This is a genomic window from Bradyrhizobium sp. USDA 4541, from assembly GCF_024171085.1.
GTDB lineage: Bacteria > Pseudomonadota > Alphaproteobacteria > Rhizobiales > Xanthobacteraceae > Bradyrhizobium > Bradyrhizobium australafricanum.
In genome coordinates, this window is the sequence record NZ_JALJZF010000001.1 from 7,227,059 (window position 1) to 7,243,656 (window position 16,598).

Consider the following 16,598-nt stretch of genomic DNA (forward strand, 5'->3'; position numbering starts at 1 on the left):
GCCGCCCCTGGGCAGCAGTCGAAAGATTCAAAAATCAATCATCCAATCCCCCCATTTAGCATGGCCGACGGCCGCGTTGATAGCCGCCGCCGGCGCAAAACAGGCAGGAGGGTAAACATACGGGGTTCTCCTTCTCCCCGCGCGGTTCTATTCCATGGTAGATGCTCACGCCCCTCAAGCGATGTGGTGCGGATCATAGGTGATCACCGTACCGTTCGCTGTGTCGGCCTTCTCGGCAAACCCGTTCGGATCGTATTGCCCGAGCAGGACGATGTTCGCCGTGTGAGCGCCATCCGACACCGTCAGAGTGCCGCCGGTCCCCGCCAGGTTCTCCGTGAAGCTCAACGTGGTGCCAGCGCCGAAGCTGATGCCCCTGATGTCGATGTCGTCGTTGCCATCCAGGCCGCTCACCGTACCGGAGAAGTGGAAGGCATCATCCAGGATCAGGTGGCCGGCAGCGGTTGTGTCAAAAGTGACGCCTGCCGCCGAGGCTGCGCCGAACTCAATGGTGCCGGTTCCGCTGATCAAGGCGTTGCCGCTGCCGGTAACCACGCCCTCTGCCGTGACCGTGCCGCCATTGGCCCAGATCAGGCCGCTGTTGGCCACCGCACTCTCGAGCACGAGCCCACCCGTGCCGGTCGCCTCCAGCGTACCGGCGTTGATGATCACGTTGGCGCCGGTGTCGATCACCAGAGCATGGGTACCGCTGGCGTCGATAGTACCCTCGTTGCTGAGCGTCAGGTCACCCTGCCCGATCTGGCCGGCGCCGGAGATCACGTTGTCAACGTTGTCGAGCGAGACGTTCGAGGCCGTGCCGGCGATGATGTTGTGGTCATCGTCGGACAGGACCACGTGGCCACCGCCGTTGAGTGTGACCCCGGTCTGGATTAGCTGCAGCAGCGTGTCGTCGCCGGAGGCCTGCAGGTCGATCTCGCCGGTGTTGTGGATGACACCCGACAGCGGCAGCATCGCGCCGTCGCCGATTGTCATCTGGCCGGGATTTTCGACTGTAGGTGTCACGTCGAACTCAAAGTTTGACGCGGTCAGGTCCGCCGCATGGACGCCGTCCAGGGTGATTGTCTGACCATCGGCCAGCGTGATCACAGCATTCCCACTCGCGTCATCAGCGGTGTGTGCCTGAACGTCCGCAAAGCTCTGCCAGCCGTAGCTGATAAGGTCGATGACGTCAGACGACACCTCGAAACTGTGCACCACGTCGTTGCCAATCGGCTGCGAAAACACAAACGTATCGCGGCCAGAAGCTCCAGTCAGATTGTCGTCTCCCGACCACGCGAAGATCGGCGTGCCCTTGGCGTAGGCCTCGACATTGTCGACCACGGTCGCGCTCTCGATGCTACCGTCAGGATTGGTCCAAGTTTCGGTGACGTTAAGCGCGAGCGCGCCGGCGTAAGTGCTCGGCGTGGTAATGGTTAGAGAGCCGACATCGTTCGTTGCTATGGTCCACGAGCCGTCCGCATTATGTGTTGCGCCGTTCAGAACCCAATCTGCCGGAGCTCCGGCAACCGTTAAAGTAACCTCTCCGTAGTGTCCGGTCGGGTCTGTCAACCCCAAGTTCATAGGCTCTCCGGAAATGCCGGCTGGCGCCGAAAACTTTGTATTACTTTGGTTCCCCCCGTTGGTATTGAACGTCACCGGATCGACGGCTGTGGCCGAATTGCTTGAGTTGTCGATCACCTGAGCGCTGATTTGATGGATGTCGTTGTTGATGGTTCCAAAAGGGGCAGTGCCATCTGTGAACGTGTGAACATAGTTCCCGTTCGTTGCTGCCTGCAGTTCCGCGGCCGTAAAAGTGTAGATTAAGGTCGGTGGACCGCCATTCACGCTATCAAAAAGCTTAACACTGCTAATACCGCTGGCGTCCGTGGCATGTACTGTGAAGGTCGATTGCTGATGGCTCGATGACAGTTGGTGGCTAATAGACACGCTGGGCGGAGTCGTATCTGCGGCGGTCACGTTGATCGTTGCAGTTGCCGTTCCTGTGTCTGCGCCACCGTTCACGACGCCATCTCCGTCTACCACGGTGTAAGTCACCGTTTTTGTAGCGGCGACGCTCGATGTGGTCGCATAAAGTATATGGTCGAGAAGGGCTTGCACCGCAGCGGGCGTCGCGGCGGCGCTGGTGAAAGTGACACTCAAATTCGTGCCGTTGTTGCCGCCGCTAAAAGTGCCGATCACAACTCCGCCGTAGGTAACGTTGTTGCCTGCCAAGCCTATCTGACCGGCCCCCGTTCCCTGGTTTTGAATGGTGAGTTGGTCAGTTGCAGCGCCATTAGCCGTGAGCGCAACCGTCAAGTGCCCCCCGTTGAAATCAACCGAATCGATATCTGTCACTGTTGCAGCAGGGGAGATCGCCGCTGCCGCGCTACCCGCCGTAAAGCTCAAGGTGTTTCCAGCCGTGACCACCGGCGCATCGTTGGTGCCGGTGATAGTGACATTGATGGTCTGCGTGGCGGTGCCGTCGACCGACTTCACGGTCAGCGTGTCATGCACCTGGGTGCCGCCTGCCAGCGCCTGAACATTGGCCTGGTTATTGGCCAGCGTGTAGCCCCACACCCCGCTCGTCGCATTGAACGTAAAGGTGCCGTAGGTCCCGGCGAGCGAGCCTGGCGTCTGGAAATGGTTCTCGCCGCTGTCCACATCATTGACGGTCAGCGTGTTACCCGCCGTCAAGGTGCCATCCTCCGTCACCGAGCCCGTCGCCGTCCCGGTGATGCTGGCGAAGTCGTTGGAGCCGGTGATGTTGACGACGATCGGCTGCGAGGCGGTGCCGTCGAACGAGGCCACGGTCAGCGTGTCGGTGACGTGCTGGCCGTCGGTCAGGTGGTCGGCCTTGCTCTGGTCGAGCGTGTAGGTCCAGGCCCCGGTGGCCGGGTCGAAGGTGAAATTGCCGTAGGTGCCGACCAGCGAGGCCGCGGTCGGGGTGGCGAAATGGTCTTCGCCGCTGTCGACGTCATGCACGGTGAGCTGACCCGAGGCGCTCGGATCATTGGTGGTGGCGTTGGCCACGCCACCTGCTTCGGTCACCGAGGTGTCCTCGGCGGCCGAGGCCGTGATGCTGGCGAAGTCGTTGGAGCCGGTGATGTTGACGACGATCGGCTGCGAGGCGGTGCCGTCGAACGAGGCCACGGTCAGCGTGTCGGTGACGTGCTGGCCGTCGGTCAGGTGGTCGGCCTTGCTCTGGTCGAGCGTGTAGGTCCAGGCCCCGGTGGCCGGGTCGAAGGTGAAATTGCCGTAGGTGCCGACCAGCGAGGCCGCGGTCGGGGTGGCGAAATGGTCTTCGCCGCTGTCGACGTCATGCACGGTGAGCTGACCCGAGGCGCTCGGATCATTGGTGGTGGCGTTGGCCACGCCACCTGCTTCGGTCACCGAGGTGTCCTCGGCGGCCGAGGCCGTGATGCTGGCGAAGTCGTTGGAGCCGGTGATGTTGACGACGATCGGCTGCGAGGCGGTGCCGTCGAACGAGGCCACGGTCAGCGTGTCGGTGACGTGCTGGCCGTCGGTCAGGTGGTCGGCCTTGCTCTGGTCGAGCGTGTAGGTCCAGGCCCCGGTGGCCGGGTCGAAGGTGAAATTGCCGTAGGTGCCGACCAGCGAGGCCGCGGTCGGGGTGGCGAAATGGTCTTCGCCGCTGTCGACGTCATGCACGGTGAGCTGACCCGAGGCGCTCGGATCATTGGTGGTGGCGTTGGCCACGCCACCTGCTTCGGTCACCGAGGTGTCCTCGGCGGCCGAGGCCGTGATGCTGGCGAAGTCGTTGGAGCCGGTGATGTTGACGACGATCGGCTGCGAGGCGGTGCCGTCGAACGAGGCCACGGTCAGCGTGTCGGTGACGTGCTGGCCGTCGGTCAGGTGGTCGGCCTTGCTCTGGTCGAGCGTGTAGGTCCAGGCCCCGGTGGCCGGGTCGAAGGTGAAATTGCCGTAGGTGCCGACCAGCGAGGCCGCGGTCGGGGTGGCGAAATGGTCTTCGCCGCTGTCGACGTCATGCACGGTGAGCTGACCCGAGGCGCTCGGATCATTGGTGGTGGCGTTGGCCACGCCACCTGCTTCGGTCACCGAGGTGTCCTCGGCGGCCGAGGCCGTGATGCTGGCGAAGTCGTTGGAGCCGGTGATGTTGACGACGATCGGCTGCGAGGCGGTGCCGTCGAACGAGGCCACGGTCAGCGTGTCGGTGACGTGCTGGCCGTCGGTCAGGTGGTCGGCCTTGCTCTGGTCGAGCGTGTAGGTCCAGGCCCCGGTGGCCGGGTCGAAGGTGAAATTGCCGTAGGTGCCGACCAGCGAGGCCGCGGTCGGGGTGGCGAAATGGTCTTCGCCGCTGTCGACGTCATGCACGGTGAGCTGACCCGAGGCGCTCGGATCATTGGTGGTGGCGTTGGCCACGCCACCTGCTTCGGTCACCGAGGTGTCCTCGGCGGCCGAGGCCGTGATGCTGGCGAAGTCGTTGGAGCCGGTGATGTTGACGACGATCGGCTGCGAGGCGGTGCCGTCGAACGAGGCCACGGTCAGCGTGTCGGTGACGTGCTGGCCGTCGGTCAGGTGGTCGGCCTTGCTCTGGTCGAGCGTGTAGGTCCAGGCCCCGGTGGCCGGGTCGAAGGTGAAATTGCCGTAGGTGCCGACCAGCGAGGCCGCGGTCGGGGTGGCGAAATGGTCTTCGCCGCTGTCGACGTCATGCACGGTGAGCTGACCCGAGGCGCTCGGATCATTGGTGGTGGCGTTGGCCACGCCACCTGCTTCGGTCACCGAGGTGTCCTCGGCGGCCGAGGCCGTGATGCTGGCGAAGTCGTTGGAGCCGGTGATGTTGACGACGATCGGCTGCGAGGCGGTGCCGTCGAACGAGGCCACGGTCAGCGTGTCGGTGACGTGCTGGCCGTCGGTCAGGTGGTCGGCCTTGCTCTGGTCGAGCGTGTAGGTCCAGGCCCCGGTGGCCGGGTCGAAGGTGAAATTGCCGTAGGTGCCGACCAGCGAGGCCGCGGTCGGGGTGGCGAAATGGTCTTCGCCGCTGTCGACGTCATGCACGGTGAGCTGACCCGAGGCGCTCGGATCATTGGTGGTGGCGTTGGCCACGCCACCTGCTTCGGTCACCGAGGTGTCCTCGGCGGCCGAGGCCGTGATGCTGGCGAAGTCGTTGGAGCCGGTGATGTTGACGACGATCGGCTGCGAGGCGGTGCCGTCGAACGAGGCCACGGTCAGCGTGTCGGTGACGTGCTGGCCGTCGGTCAGGTGGTCGGCCTTGCTCTGGTCGAGCGTGTAGGTCCAGGCCCCGGTGGCCGGGTCGAAGGTGAAATTGCCGTAGGTGCCGACCAGCGAGGCCGCGGTCGGGGTGGCGAAATGGTCTTCGCCGCTGTCGACGTCATGCACGGTGAGCTGACCCGAGGCGCTCGGATCATTGGTGGTGGCGTTGGCCACGCCACCTGCTTCGGTCACCGAGGTGTCCTCGGCGGCCGAGGCCGTGATGCTGGCGAAGTCGTTGGAGCCGGTGATGTTGACGACGATCGGCTGCGAGGCGGTGCCGTCGAACGAGGCCACGGTCAGCGTGTCGGTGACGTGCTGGCCGTCGGTCAGGTGGTCGGCCTTGCTCTGGTCGAGCGTGTAGGTCCAGGCCCCGGTGGCCGGGTCGAAGGTGAAATTGCCGTAGGTGCCGACCAGCGAGGCCGCGGTCGGGGTGGCGAAATGGTCTTCGCCGCTGTCGACGTCATGCACGGTGAGCTGACCCGAGGCGCTCGGATCATTGGTGGTGGCGTTGGCCACGCCACCTGCTTCGGTCACCGAGGTGTCCTCGGCGGCCGAGGCCGTGATGCTGGCGAAGTCGTTGGAGCCGGTGATGTTGACGACGATCGGCTGCGAGGCGGTGCCGTCGAACGAGGCCACGGTCAGCGTGTCGGTGACGTGCTGGCCGTCGGTCAGGTGGTCGGCCTTGCTCTGGTCGAGCGTGTAGGTCCAGGCCCCGGTGGCCGGGTCGAAGGTGAAATTGCCGTAGGTGCCGACCAGCGAGGCCGCGGTCGGGGTGGCGAAATGGTCTTCGCCGCTGTCGACGTCATGCACGGTGAGCTGACCCGAGGCGCTCGGATCATTGGTGGTGGCGTTGGCCACGCCACCTGCTTCGGTCACCGAGGTGTCCTCGGCGGCCGAGGCCGTGATGCTGGCGAAGTCGTTGGAGCCGGTGATGTTGACGACGATCGGCTGCGAGGCGGTGCCGTCGAACGAGGCCACGGTCAGCGTGTCGGTGACGTGCTGGCCGTCGGTCAGGTGGTCGGCCTTGCTCTGGTCGAGCGTGTAGGTCCAGGCCCCGGTGGCCGGGTCGAAGGTGAAATTGCCGTAGGTGCCGACCAGCGAGGCCGCGGTCGGGGTGGCGAAATGGTCTTCGCCGCTGTCGACGTCATGCACGGTGAGCTGACCCGAGGCGCTCGGATCATTGGTGGTGGCGTTGGCCACGCCACCTGCTTCGGTCACCGAGGTGTCCTCGGCGGCCGAGGCCGTGATGCTGGCGAAGTCGTTGGAGCCGGTGATGTTGACGACGATCGGCTGCGAGGCGGTGCCGTCGAACGAGGCCACGGTCAGCGTGTCGGTGACGTGCTGGCCGTCGGTCAGGTGGTCGGCCTTGCTCTGGTCGAGCGTGTAGGTCCAGGCCCCGGTGGCCGGGTCGAAGGTGAAATTGCCGTAGGTGCCGACCAGCGAGGCCGCGGTCGGGGTGGCGAAATGGTCTTCGCCGCTGTCGACGTCATGCACGGTGAGCTGACCCGAGGCGCTCGGATCATTGGTGGTGGCGTTGGCCACGCCACCTGCTTCGGTCACCGAGGTGTCCTCGGCGGCCGAGGCCGTGATGCTGGCGAAGTCGTTGGAGCCGGTGATGTTGACGACGATCGGCTGCGAGGCGGTGCCGTCGAACGAGGCCACGGTCAGCGTGTCGGTGACGTGCTGGCCGTCGGTCAGGTGGTCGGCCTTGCTCTGGTCGAGCGTGTAGGTCCAGGCCCCGGTGGCCGGGTCGAAGGTGAAATTGCCGTAGGTGCCGACCAGCGAGGCCGCGGTCGGGGTGGCGAAATGGTCTTCGCCGCTGTCGACGTCATGCACGGTGAGCTGACCCGAGGCGCTCGGATCATTGGTGGTGGCGTTGGCCACGCCACCTGCTTCGGTCACCGAGGTGTCCTCGGCGGCCGAGGCCGTGATGCTGGCGAAGTCGTTGGAGCCGGTGATGTTGACGACGATCGGCTGCGAGGCGGTGCCGTCGAACGAGGCCACGGTCAGCGTGTCGGTGACGTGCTGGCCGTCGGTCAGGTGGTCGGCCTTGCTCTGGTCGAGCGTGTAGGTCCAGGCCCCGGTGGCCGGGTCGAAGGTGAAATTGCCGTAGGTGCCGACCAGCGAGGCCGCGGTCGGGGTGGCGAAATGGTCTTCGCCGCTGTCGACGTCATGCACGGTGAGCTGACCCGAGGCGCTCGGATCATTGGTGGTGGCGTTGGCCACGCCACCTGCTTCGGTCACCGAGGTGTCCTCGGCGGCCGAGGCCGTGATGCTGGCGAAGTCGTTGGAGCCGGTGATGTTGACGACGATCGGCTGCGAGGCGGTGCCGTCGAACGAGGCCACGGTCAGCGTGTCGGTGACGTGCTGGCCGTCGGTCAGGTGGTCGGCCTTGCTCTGGTCGAGCGTGTAGGTCCAGGCCCCGGTGGCCGGGTCGAAGGTGAAATTGCCGTAGGTGCCGACCAGCGAGGCCGCGGTCGGGGTGGCGAAATGGTCTTCGCCGCTGTCGACGTCATGCACGGTGAGCTGACCCGAGGCGCTCGGATCATTGGTGGTGGCGTTGGCCACGCCACCTGCTTCGGTCACCGAGGTGTCCTCGGCGGCCGAGGCCGTGATGCTGGCGAAGTCGTTGGAGCCGGTGATGTTGACGACGATCGGCTGCGAGGCGGTGCCGTCGAACGAGGCCACGGTCAGCGTGTCGGTGACGTGCTGGCCGTCGGTCAGGTGGTCGGCCTTGCTCTGGTCGAGCGTGTAGGTCCAGGCCCCGGTGGCCGGGTCGAAGGTGAAATTGCCGTAGGTGCCGACCAGCGAGGCCGCGGTCGGGGTGGCGAAATGGTCTTCGCCGCTGTCGACGTCATGCACGGTGAGCTGACCCGAGGCGCTCGGATCATTGGTGGTGGCGTTGGCCACGCCACCTGCTTCGGTCACCGAGGTGTCCTCGGCGGCCGAGGCCGTGATGCTGGCGAAGTCGTTGGAGCCGGTGATGTTGACGACGATCGGCTGCGAGGCGGTGCCGTCGAACGAGGCCACGGTCAGCGTGTCGGTGACGTGCTGGCCGTCGGTCAGGTGGTCGGCCTTGCTCTGGTCGAGCGTGTAGGTCCAGGCCCCGGTGGCCGGGTCGAAGGTGAAATTGCCGTAGGTGCCGACCAGCGAGGCCGCGGTCGGGGTGGCGAAATGGTCTTCGCCGCTGTCGACGTCATGCACGGTGAGCTGACCCGAGGCGCTCGGATCATTGGTGGTGGCGTTGGCCACGCCACCTGCTTCGGTCACCGAGGTGTCCTCGGCGGCCGAGGCCGTGATGCTGGCGAAGTCGTTGGAGCCGGTGATGTTGACGACGATCGGCTGCGAGGCGGTGCCGTCGAACGAGGCCACGGTCAGCGTGTCGGTGACGTGCTGGCCGTCGGTCAGGTGGTCGGCCTTGCTCTGGTCGAGCGTGTAGGTCCAGGCCCCGGTGGCCGGGTCGAAGGTGAAATTGCCGTAGGTGCCGACCAGCGAGGCCGCGGTCGGGGTGGCGAAATGGTCTTCGCCGCTGTCGACGTCATGCACGGTGAGCTGACCCGAGGCGCTCGGATCATTGGTGGTGGCGTTGGCCACGCCACCTGCTTCGGTCACCGAGGTGTCCTCGGCGGCCGAGGCCGTGATGCTGGCGAAGTCGTTGGAGCCGGTGATGTTGACGACGATCGGCTGCGAGGCGGTGCCGTCGAACGAGGCCACGGTCAGCGTGTCGGTGACGTGCTGGCCGTCGGTCAGGTGGTCGGCCTTGCTCTGGTCGAGCGTGTAGGTCCAGGCCCCGGTGGCCGGGTCGAAGGTGAAATTGCCGTAGGTGCCGACCAGCGAGGCCGCGGTCGGGGTGGCGAAATGGTCTTCGCCGCTGTCGACGTCATGCACGGTGAGCTGACCCGAGGCGCTCGGATCATTGGTGGTGGCGTTGGCCACGCCACCTGCTTCGGTCACCGAGGTGTCCTCGGCGGCCGAGGCCGTGATGCTGGCGAAGTCGTTGGAGCCGGTGATGTTGACGACGATCGGCTGCGAGGCGGTGCCGTCGAACGAGGCCACGGTCAGCGTGTCGGTGACGTGCTGGCCGTCGGTCAGGTGGTCGGCCTTGCTCTGGTCGAGCGTGTAGGTCCAGGCCCCGGTGGCCGGGTCGAAGGTGAAATTGCCGTAGGTGCCGACCAGCGAGGCCGCGGTCGGGGTGGCGAAATGGTCTTCGCCGCTGTCGACGTCATGCACGGTGAGCTGACCCGAGGCGCTCGGATCATTGGTGGTGGCGTTGGCCACGCCACCTGCTTCGGTCACCGAGGTGTCCTCGGCGGCCGAGGCCGTGATGCTGGCGAAGTCGTTGGAGCCGGTGATGTTGACGACGATCGGCTGCGAGGCGGTGCCGTCGAACGAGGCCACGGTCAGCGTGTCGGTGACGTGCTGGCCGTCGGTCAGGTGGTCGGCCTTGCTCTGGTCGAGCGTGTAGGTCCAGGCCCCGGTGGCCGGGTCGAAGGTGAAATTGCCGTAGGTGCCGACCAGCGAGGCCGCGGTCGGGGTGGCGAAATGGTCTTCGCCGCTGTCGACGTCATGCACGGTGAGCTGACCCGAGGCGCTCGGATCATTGGTGGTGGCGTTGGCCACGCCACCTGCTTCGGTCACCGAGGTGTCCTCGGCGGCCGAGGCCGTGATGCTGGCGAAGTCGTTGGAGCCGGTGATGTTGACGACGATCGGCTGCGAGGCGGTGCCGTCGAACGAGGCCACGGTCAGCGTGTCGGTGACGTGCTGGCCGTCGGTCAGGTGGTCGGCCTTGCTCTGGTCGAGCGTGTAGGTCCAGGCCCCGGTGGCCGGGTCGAAGGTGAAATTGCCGTAGGTGCCGACCAGCGAGGCCGCGGTCGGGGTGGCGAAATGGTCTTCGCCGCTGTCGACGTCATGCACGGTGAGCTGACCCGAGGCGCTCGGATCATTGGTGGTGGCGTTGGCCACGCCACCTGCTTCGGTCACCGAGGTGTCCTCGGCGGCCGAGGCCGTGATGGTCGCGTTGTCGTTGCTGCCGTGGATCGTTACCGTCAGCGTCGTGGTGGCCGTCGCCCCTGCGCTATCCTTCACCGTATAGGAGAACGTATCCGTCAGCGTGTCACTGAACGTGCGCAGCGCCTCGACCGCGCCCTGGCCGTTGTTCACGGTGTAGGTATAGGAGCCGTCGGTATTGAGATGCAGGGTGCCGTGCGCACCGACCACATCGGTCCCGGCGCCAGAACTCAACGAGGCGCTGGTGGTTCCCGCCGCAACGCCCGCAACCGTCTTGGAAGCTGCACTGAAATCGAAATCGTTCGTTAGGACGTTGCCGGTCGGATTGACGCCAGCAGTGCCGTTATTAATACCGCCCGCTTCTGTCGCCGATGCTGTATCGGCAGTGGCTGCGATAGTAAGATTGCCCGAGGCATCACGTACTTCAACTTTCTCGATCGCAGAAACCTGCAAATTGAGAGTTTTGAAGGTATAGATGGTACCGTCGGCCTGTCCGGTTTGAGCACTGATGTGCGCAGGAACCCAGACGTTCTTATAATACGAAATCTCGGCCCGAATATCTGCATCGGCTAACTGCGCGGCGCTCAGCCAGATCTGGAGCGTATCGACATCCGGCGTCGCGCCCGCCTTGCCGAGCTGCACAGCACCATTTCCGCCGTCGTAGGAGTCGTAGCCCTGGAATGTTGTACCTGAGACGACCGTAGACGCGCCAACAATGCCGAGACTCGTCTGATCGGTTCCTGAATAAATAGCCCCGCCGCTGATTTGCTGGTTGGTGGCGGTGAAGCCGGTCGATCCCAGGATGTACTGATTTTCATAGGCCTTATAGATCAGGGTATCGGATCCTGATCCGCCCAACACGGTATCAAAGCCGCTGCCGCCGTTAAGGGTGTCGTCTCCAGAACCACCGTTGAGACGATCGCTGCCTGCACCTCCATACAGCGTGTCGTTGCCAGAACCTCCGACCAGATTGTCGTTAGTGGTTCCCGTCATGATAATGGTGGTGTCGCCGCTGGCGCTTGCCATTAGAGATGCTCCAATAATTCTTTTCGTACAATTCGCGTTACAGCTTCTGCTATTTGATCAAACGGATGCGTGACTAGCTGGCTCGATACCTGGAATGATGTCTTGATAGAGCGATAGCAATTAGAGCCGGCCGATCACTAGCCGGGGTGAGCGCAGGCTCGATCGAAAGATCGGCTGACGATGAAGAAGCAGACTTTGAAATTCCTTGGAGGCGCGATTCAACTTCGGACCAGTTGATCAGTGGCTGGGCCTTCGGGATGAAATTGACGCGACTCAATACACACTCCTTGAACTCTGCTAACGCAGAGCAGGCGTGATCGCACCCGAAAATCAATTCACAACAACACGCGCACGATGCCCATCAGCAATATTCGTGGGGCGCGCGGCCAAAAGGCCGCCCGTGCCATTAGACGCCTACCGTGAAAAGAATCCGACCGCCATTACCCTGCCCGTTTCGCGCGCGGCCCTGCTCCGCACGCTCGCAATTCTTTTTGTCTTCAATATTGTTCGAGACGCTTCGCCGTGTCGTCCGCAAAACTGCACGGCAAAAATCTCTTAACCAAATTGGATGCAATTTGGCGCAAATTTGCGCAGCCGTCTAGAGCCGCGCGAGACGCTCAGTTTTAACTATTAATGTCGTATCGCCATGGAGTTCCCTCGTGCCCACATGAAATGCTCCGTGGATTTACGGGCTGAAACTCGCATCCAGGGGCAGCACAGTGCGTATCGCATCACGATGCGACTGCTCGATGGCTTGGCGAGCGACCCTGCAACAGGCCAGCACGATACAGAGCGAAAGGACGAGCGCGCGCCGTTGTCCCTCAGATCCTGCTGCGCGATTGACCGGGTCACCGGGCGTCTCATGAGTACGGCTGACGGCAATGCCGGTATCCCGTGGGCAAGCAGAGGATCCCGAACGAAAATACTCTCGTCCGAGCCCCTCCTCTGTCGTGCGGTCAGACGAAGCCTAAGTTGTTGTAGTGATCTAGATCGGTGTGGAGATGGCTTGCCGAGAGATCGATGGCTTGACCGAGCAGCGGCACATTTACCACCGGGCCGCTCCATATCGCAGATGACGTCTTGACGGCCGAGCTCGACGTAAGGTCGTCCGCCACCGACAAGGTATGGAAATCCGCACTGTTTTCGATGGCACCCGGTTTGGCTTGCGTGTATTCGAGCCACTTGATTGCATCATCAATGTCGTGCCTTGCAGTGCCGGCCGAACCATTTCCGATTGCATTACCTTCAAGATAATTGAGCCAAGTGGCTACGACGTCCCTGCCCAACATATAGCGGCCATCCTGGACCTGCTTGTCGGACGCATTCAGCAGCGTAAGTGCATCGGCCGTCGAGATGAACAGCACGTTTTCGCCGATGTCCTGGACTCCGTTGAGATTGTAATCACCGATCAAGAGACCCGCTTTGTCAGCAGAGGTAACATGTGTGTCGTGATTTGAATCTACGGCATAGCTGATTTCGCCGCTCGCAAAGCCATCTGTTCCGGCCTGCTTAGGTTGATTATTTGCGTTACCGTCCCAGAATGTTTGCCAGGTCTTTTGTGCCCAGAAGCCGGGCGTCCGCACGCCCGGTCCCAGTAGGACGTGAGCCGTGTCGTAGTCCGTTACGTTTTGATTGTCAGTGACCGTGGCGGTATTATCGAATACGCCATCGCCACCATTGAGCCAGTTGTTGTCCAAGTCCGCTTGGGTCAATGTGTGGGTCGTTGTGTAGGTCCAGGTTTCACCCACATCGAGGACGTGGTTTCCGTTGTCTCCGGTCACGGTCGAATTGTCCAACGTGGCAAGGGAATAGCCTTCCAGCGCATCCGTTACTTTGACCCCGGTTAGCGTCACGTCGCCGGTGTTCTCCACGGTGATCTGATAGGTGATGACATCGCCAACATGATCAGCATGCCCTCCCGTGACGGAAAGGACCGTCTTGGTCAGATCGACCGACGGCTTGTAGTCGATCGGTTGATCCACCGAGTCGCTGACCGGGGTGGTCTGGTCGCTATCCGCGGTCGCCGTATTGGTGATCTTGTCGTCCTGGGTGAGATCAACCAGGTTCGAGCCGTGATTGTCGATGTCGGCCTGCGTCAGCGTGTAGGTCGCCGCCAGATCCTCGCTGCTCCCAACAGCCAGGGTCGATAGGCCACCCGTCGGATCGCCCGTCAGCGGGTCGGTCACCGTCACGCCGGTCAACGTCACGTCACCCGTGTTCGCGACATGGATATTGTAGTGAATGATGTCGCCCGCGTCGGTCAGCCCGTCACCATTGACGTCATCTACCGACACCACTGTCTTCACGATCGACATCGACGGCTTGTAGTCGATCGGCTGATCAACCGAGTCGCTGACCGGGGAGGTCTGGTCGCTGTCCGCGGTCGCCGTATTGGTGATCTTGTCGTCCTGGATGAGATCAACCAGGTTCGAGCCGTGGTTGTCGATGTCGGCCTGCGTCAGCGTGTAGGTCGCCACCAGATCCTCGCTGCTCCCGACGTTAAGCGTCGACAAACCGCCCGCCGGATCGCCCGTCAGCGGGTCGGTCACTGTCACGCCGGTCAGCGTCACATTACCCGTGTTCGCGACATGGATGTTGTAGTGAATGATGTCGCCCGCGTCGGTCAGCCCGTCGCCGTTGACGTCGTCGACGGAAACCACCGTCTTATCGACCGACATCGACGGCTTGTAGTCGATTGCGATAGACGCTGTATCTGTAGCATCGGGAACACCCGTTGCTGATGCTGTAGCCAGATTGTCGATGAAGCCATCACCTGGCGCGCCACCTGCGCCGGTGCCGTAGCCATCATGGTCTATATCAGCCTGCTGAACGGTGTACGAAGCTGTGTACTGCCAGTGTTCGCCGGGATCGAGCAGGTTATTATGGTTCGTATCACCCAGATTGTACGTCGCATTATTAAAAGTCGTTGTCACGGCAACAGCAGCCGTGGCGCCTAAGCTTTCGATTTGGTCGGTAACTGACGTCAGGGTAAGAACGCCCGTTCCGGTATTCCCAACCTCGATGGTGTAATCAATCTGCTGGCCGGCATGGTCGACCACCAAATTTTGAGTATTGCCATCGATATCGTGAACCTGTTTGGCGACGCTCAGCGCGCCAAGCCCGCTCCCTCCACTTCCGATGACACCCCATTCTTCGAAACCGCTATTTGCAGCATAGTCGCCGCCAACAGCGCCAAACTGCGAATAGAGATAAACGTAAGGGTCGGCTCCGGACGTATCGAAATTGGAAAGTGGGACAAGGATCACATAATCACCCTTGCCGCTGCCCGCATCCCACTGCGCGTTAAGCAAAACCGTATTGTCGCCAAGGTCGAATTTCGGCGTTTCGCCGGCGAAGTCGGTCAGGAGATTACCGCTGCTTTCCTGATAGATCTTCAATTGATCCAACGAGATCAATTGGGGTTGGTTGGCCGACCCGTTTTGATTGATGTCGAGTCTGAACTCGAGGTACTGAGTTCCTGCAACGGTGCCGTTCTGACCATCTCCGGTGACCACCGGAATCGACGAAAGCAGGATTGCGTTGGTATGCGATGCTTGTTTGTCGTCAAGCGGCAGAGGCGAGCCATCCGTATTGTAGCCCTGCTCGGTGCCGTTGTTCTGGATAACCAGAAAGCTGTCGAATACGCCTGTGCCGGTCGAAGCAACCGACGTTACGTTCGTGAAAACTGCTCCGGTATCGGTGGTGGCTGTTGAGCTCTGAGCTGTAACGTCGATGGTAGCCATGAAGCATTAACCCCCTAAAATATGAGCATTCGCGGCAATGATCCGGCGCTGTATCCGGATCACCTGACCGCGCATTGCACGCGGTTGCTAAGCGCACGCAGCAAAAAAACCGCACCGCTAACGCGCTGCGGGGACGCACAAATTCAAACCGGCATGTAATCCGCTTTTTCAAATTAACGCAATATCAACCTATCCGGGAAGAGATCGATCTCCCCCGCGCATCCGATCTCCGCTTTTCCCAAGCTTTCGTCAGCGCGCCGACCTCAAAAATGCAAATGATTGCTGCTGGATGACCATTGAAGTTCAAATCCGGTCGAACCGTGCTCGGCGTTCGCTTCGGGCGCAAGCTCTCCGGCCAACGATGCAGGTAATTGTGGACCTCTCCGCGCAGACCAAGCTTCTGCGCCGAAAGAGCAGGTATCGCAGCTCCTCTCGAGAATGGCTCCCAAATTCCCTGATCGCGGGAGCGCCTGGCAGACCTTCCGCGGCACGAACGCGCAGAATAGCGAAATAATGGCATGTCCGCTTGCAAGCCGGCCCGCGACCGCTGCCTTATCAGCAAGCGCACGATTCGCACGCAACCCGCGATCGCAAGAACTTCCGCTTCTTCCCTGCCGAGTCCTTAGCTCCAGAATTAATCATTTCGGCTAGGGGTGCTCAGGATACGCCCATGGAATTTAAGAACCACGCATGCCACCTGAGCAGACACAAACAGAGGCGAACGAGGACTCAAATGATGTTCAACGTCACGAGAACCGAATTCCTCCTCTATGTCATCGCCGCATTGACCATTGCAGTGCTGATCGCTTGGGACGAGCCTTGGATCATGGGACGAATATGAAGGTGTCCTCTTGGGAGCCCGGCACGCGATGCAAATCCGCAGGCTGTGCCGAGAAAAACCCAGGGCGCCGAGCATGCCGACGCAGAGGTACGCTGTACGCTAATTAGGTCTGATCGCGAATCTACGAGATGACGCCCCACTGGTCGACTACTGCGCGCCAGGCCAGATCCTGCGCTGGCTCTTCCATTTGCCAGCGACATAAGACAGAGGCGCGCCTTTGCGTTGCCGAGCACTTGGTTTGCGCCCAGGTGACGGCCAGAGCTGCGCTAAGCTCGCTCTCGATCCGCCAGACGACGTTCTGGGGGCGTACATCATCGAGTTGATGGCGCGCCTCAGCGGTTGACCTTCACCAGCTCGCCCTCCCTGGGATCAGCGATGGCGCACCCAGGGTCGCGCGTTCATGGCCGAGCGACAGGATCTCGCGAGAAAGCCGTAACCAACCGGACCGGTCTCATAACAGAAATGCACCTACAAACAGGCTGGCGATTCGTTCAACGATTCGGCACATACATGCCCGTCGCCAACACATCGACCTCTTGGAAAAACGAACCTCTCGTTCCCGGCCTGTTTCAGCGATCGCAATAGCATTTCCAAGCTTCGTAACGTAGATTCCGACAAAGCTTCCCAACAATCTGCCACGGCTCGTCCTCCTGTGATGAGGATCGGCTCGGGCCGCCCAAGTGCCCCTCGGACGCGCAGTGTAGGGCGAGCCATCTACCGGAAGAGGCGGACAT

At 62.3% G+C, this 16,598-nt stretch carries 2 protein-coding genes; both read right to left on the bottom strand.

Translation table 11 applies throughout. The annotated features are described in order from the left end of the window. Window positions 1-174: 174 nt before the first annotated feature. Window positions 175-11,280: a VCBS domain-containing protein gene (locus J2R80_RS35055; protein ID WP_253640194.1), complete on the bottom strand. Its 11,106-nt coding sequence runs from the start codon at window positions 11,278-11,280 to the stop codon at window positions 175-177. A gap of 956 nt (window positions 11,281-12,236) precedes the next feature. Next, entirely contained in the window at window positions 12,237-15,023 is a 2,787-nt protein-coding gene (locus J2R80_RS35060) for a DUF11 domain-containing protein (protein ID WP_253640195.1), read from the bottom strand. Between the last annotated feature and the right edge of the window lie 1,575 nt (window positions 15,024-16,598).

What these genes read in the sequence shown, in the direction of transcription:
- J2R80_RS35055 (WP_253640194.1), bottom strand. Translation starts at nt 11,280, where the DNA reads ATGGCAAGCGCCAGCGGCGACACCACCATTATCATGACGGGAACCACT.
- J2R80_RS35060 (WP_253640195.1), bottom strand. Translation starts at nt 15,023, where the DNA reads ATGGCTACCATCGACGTTACAGCTCAGAGCTCAACAGCCACCACCGAT.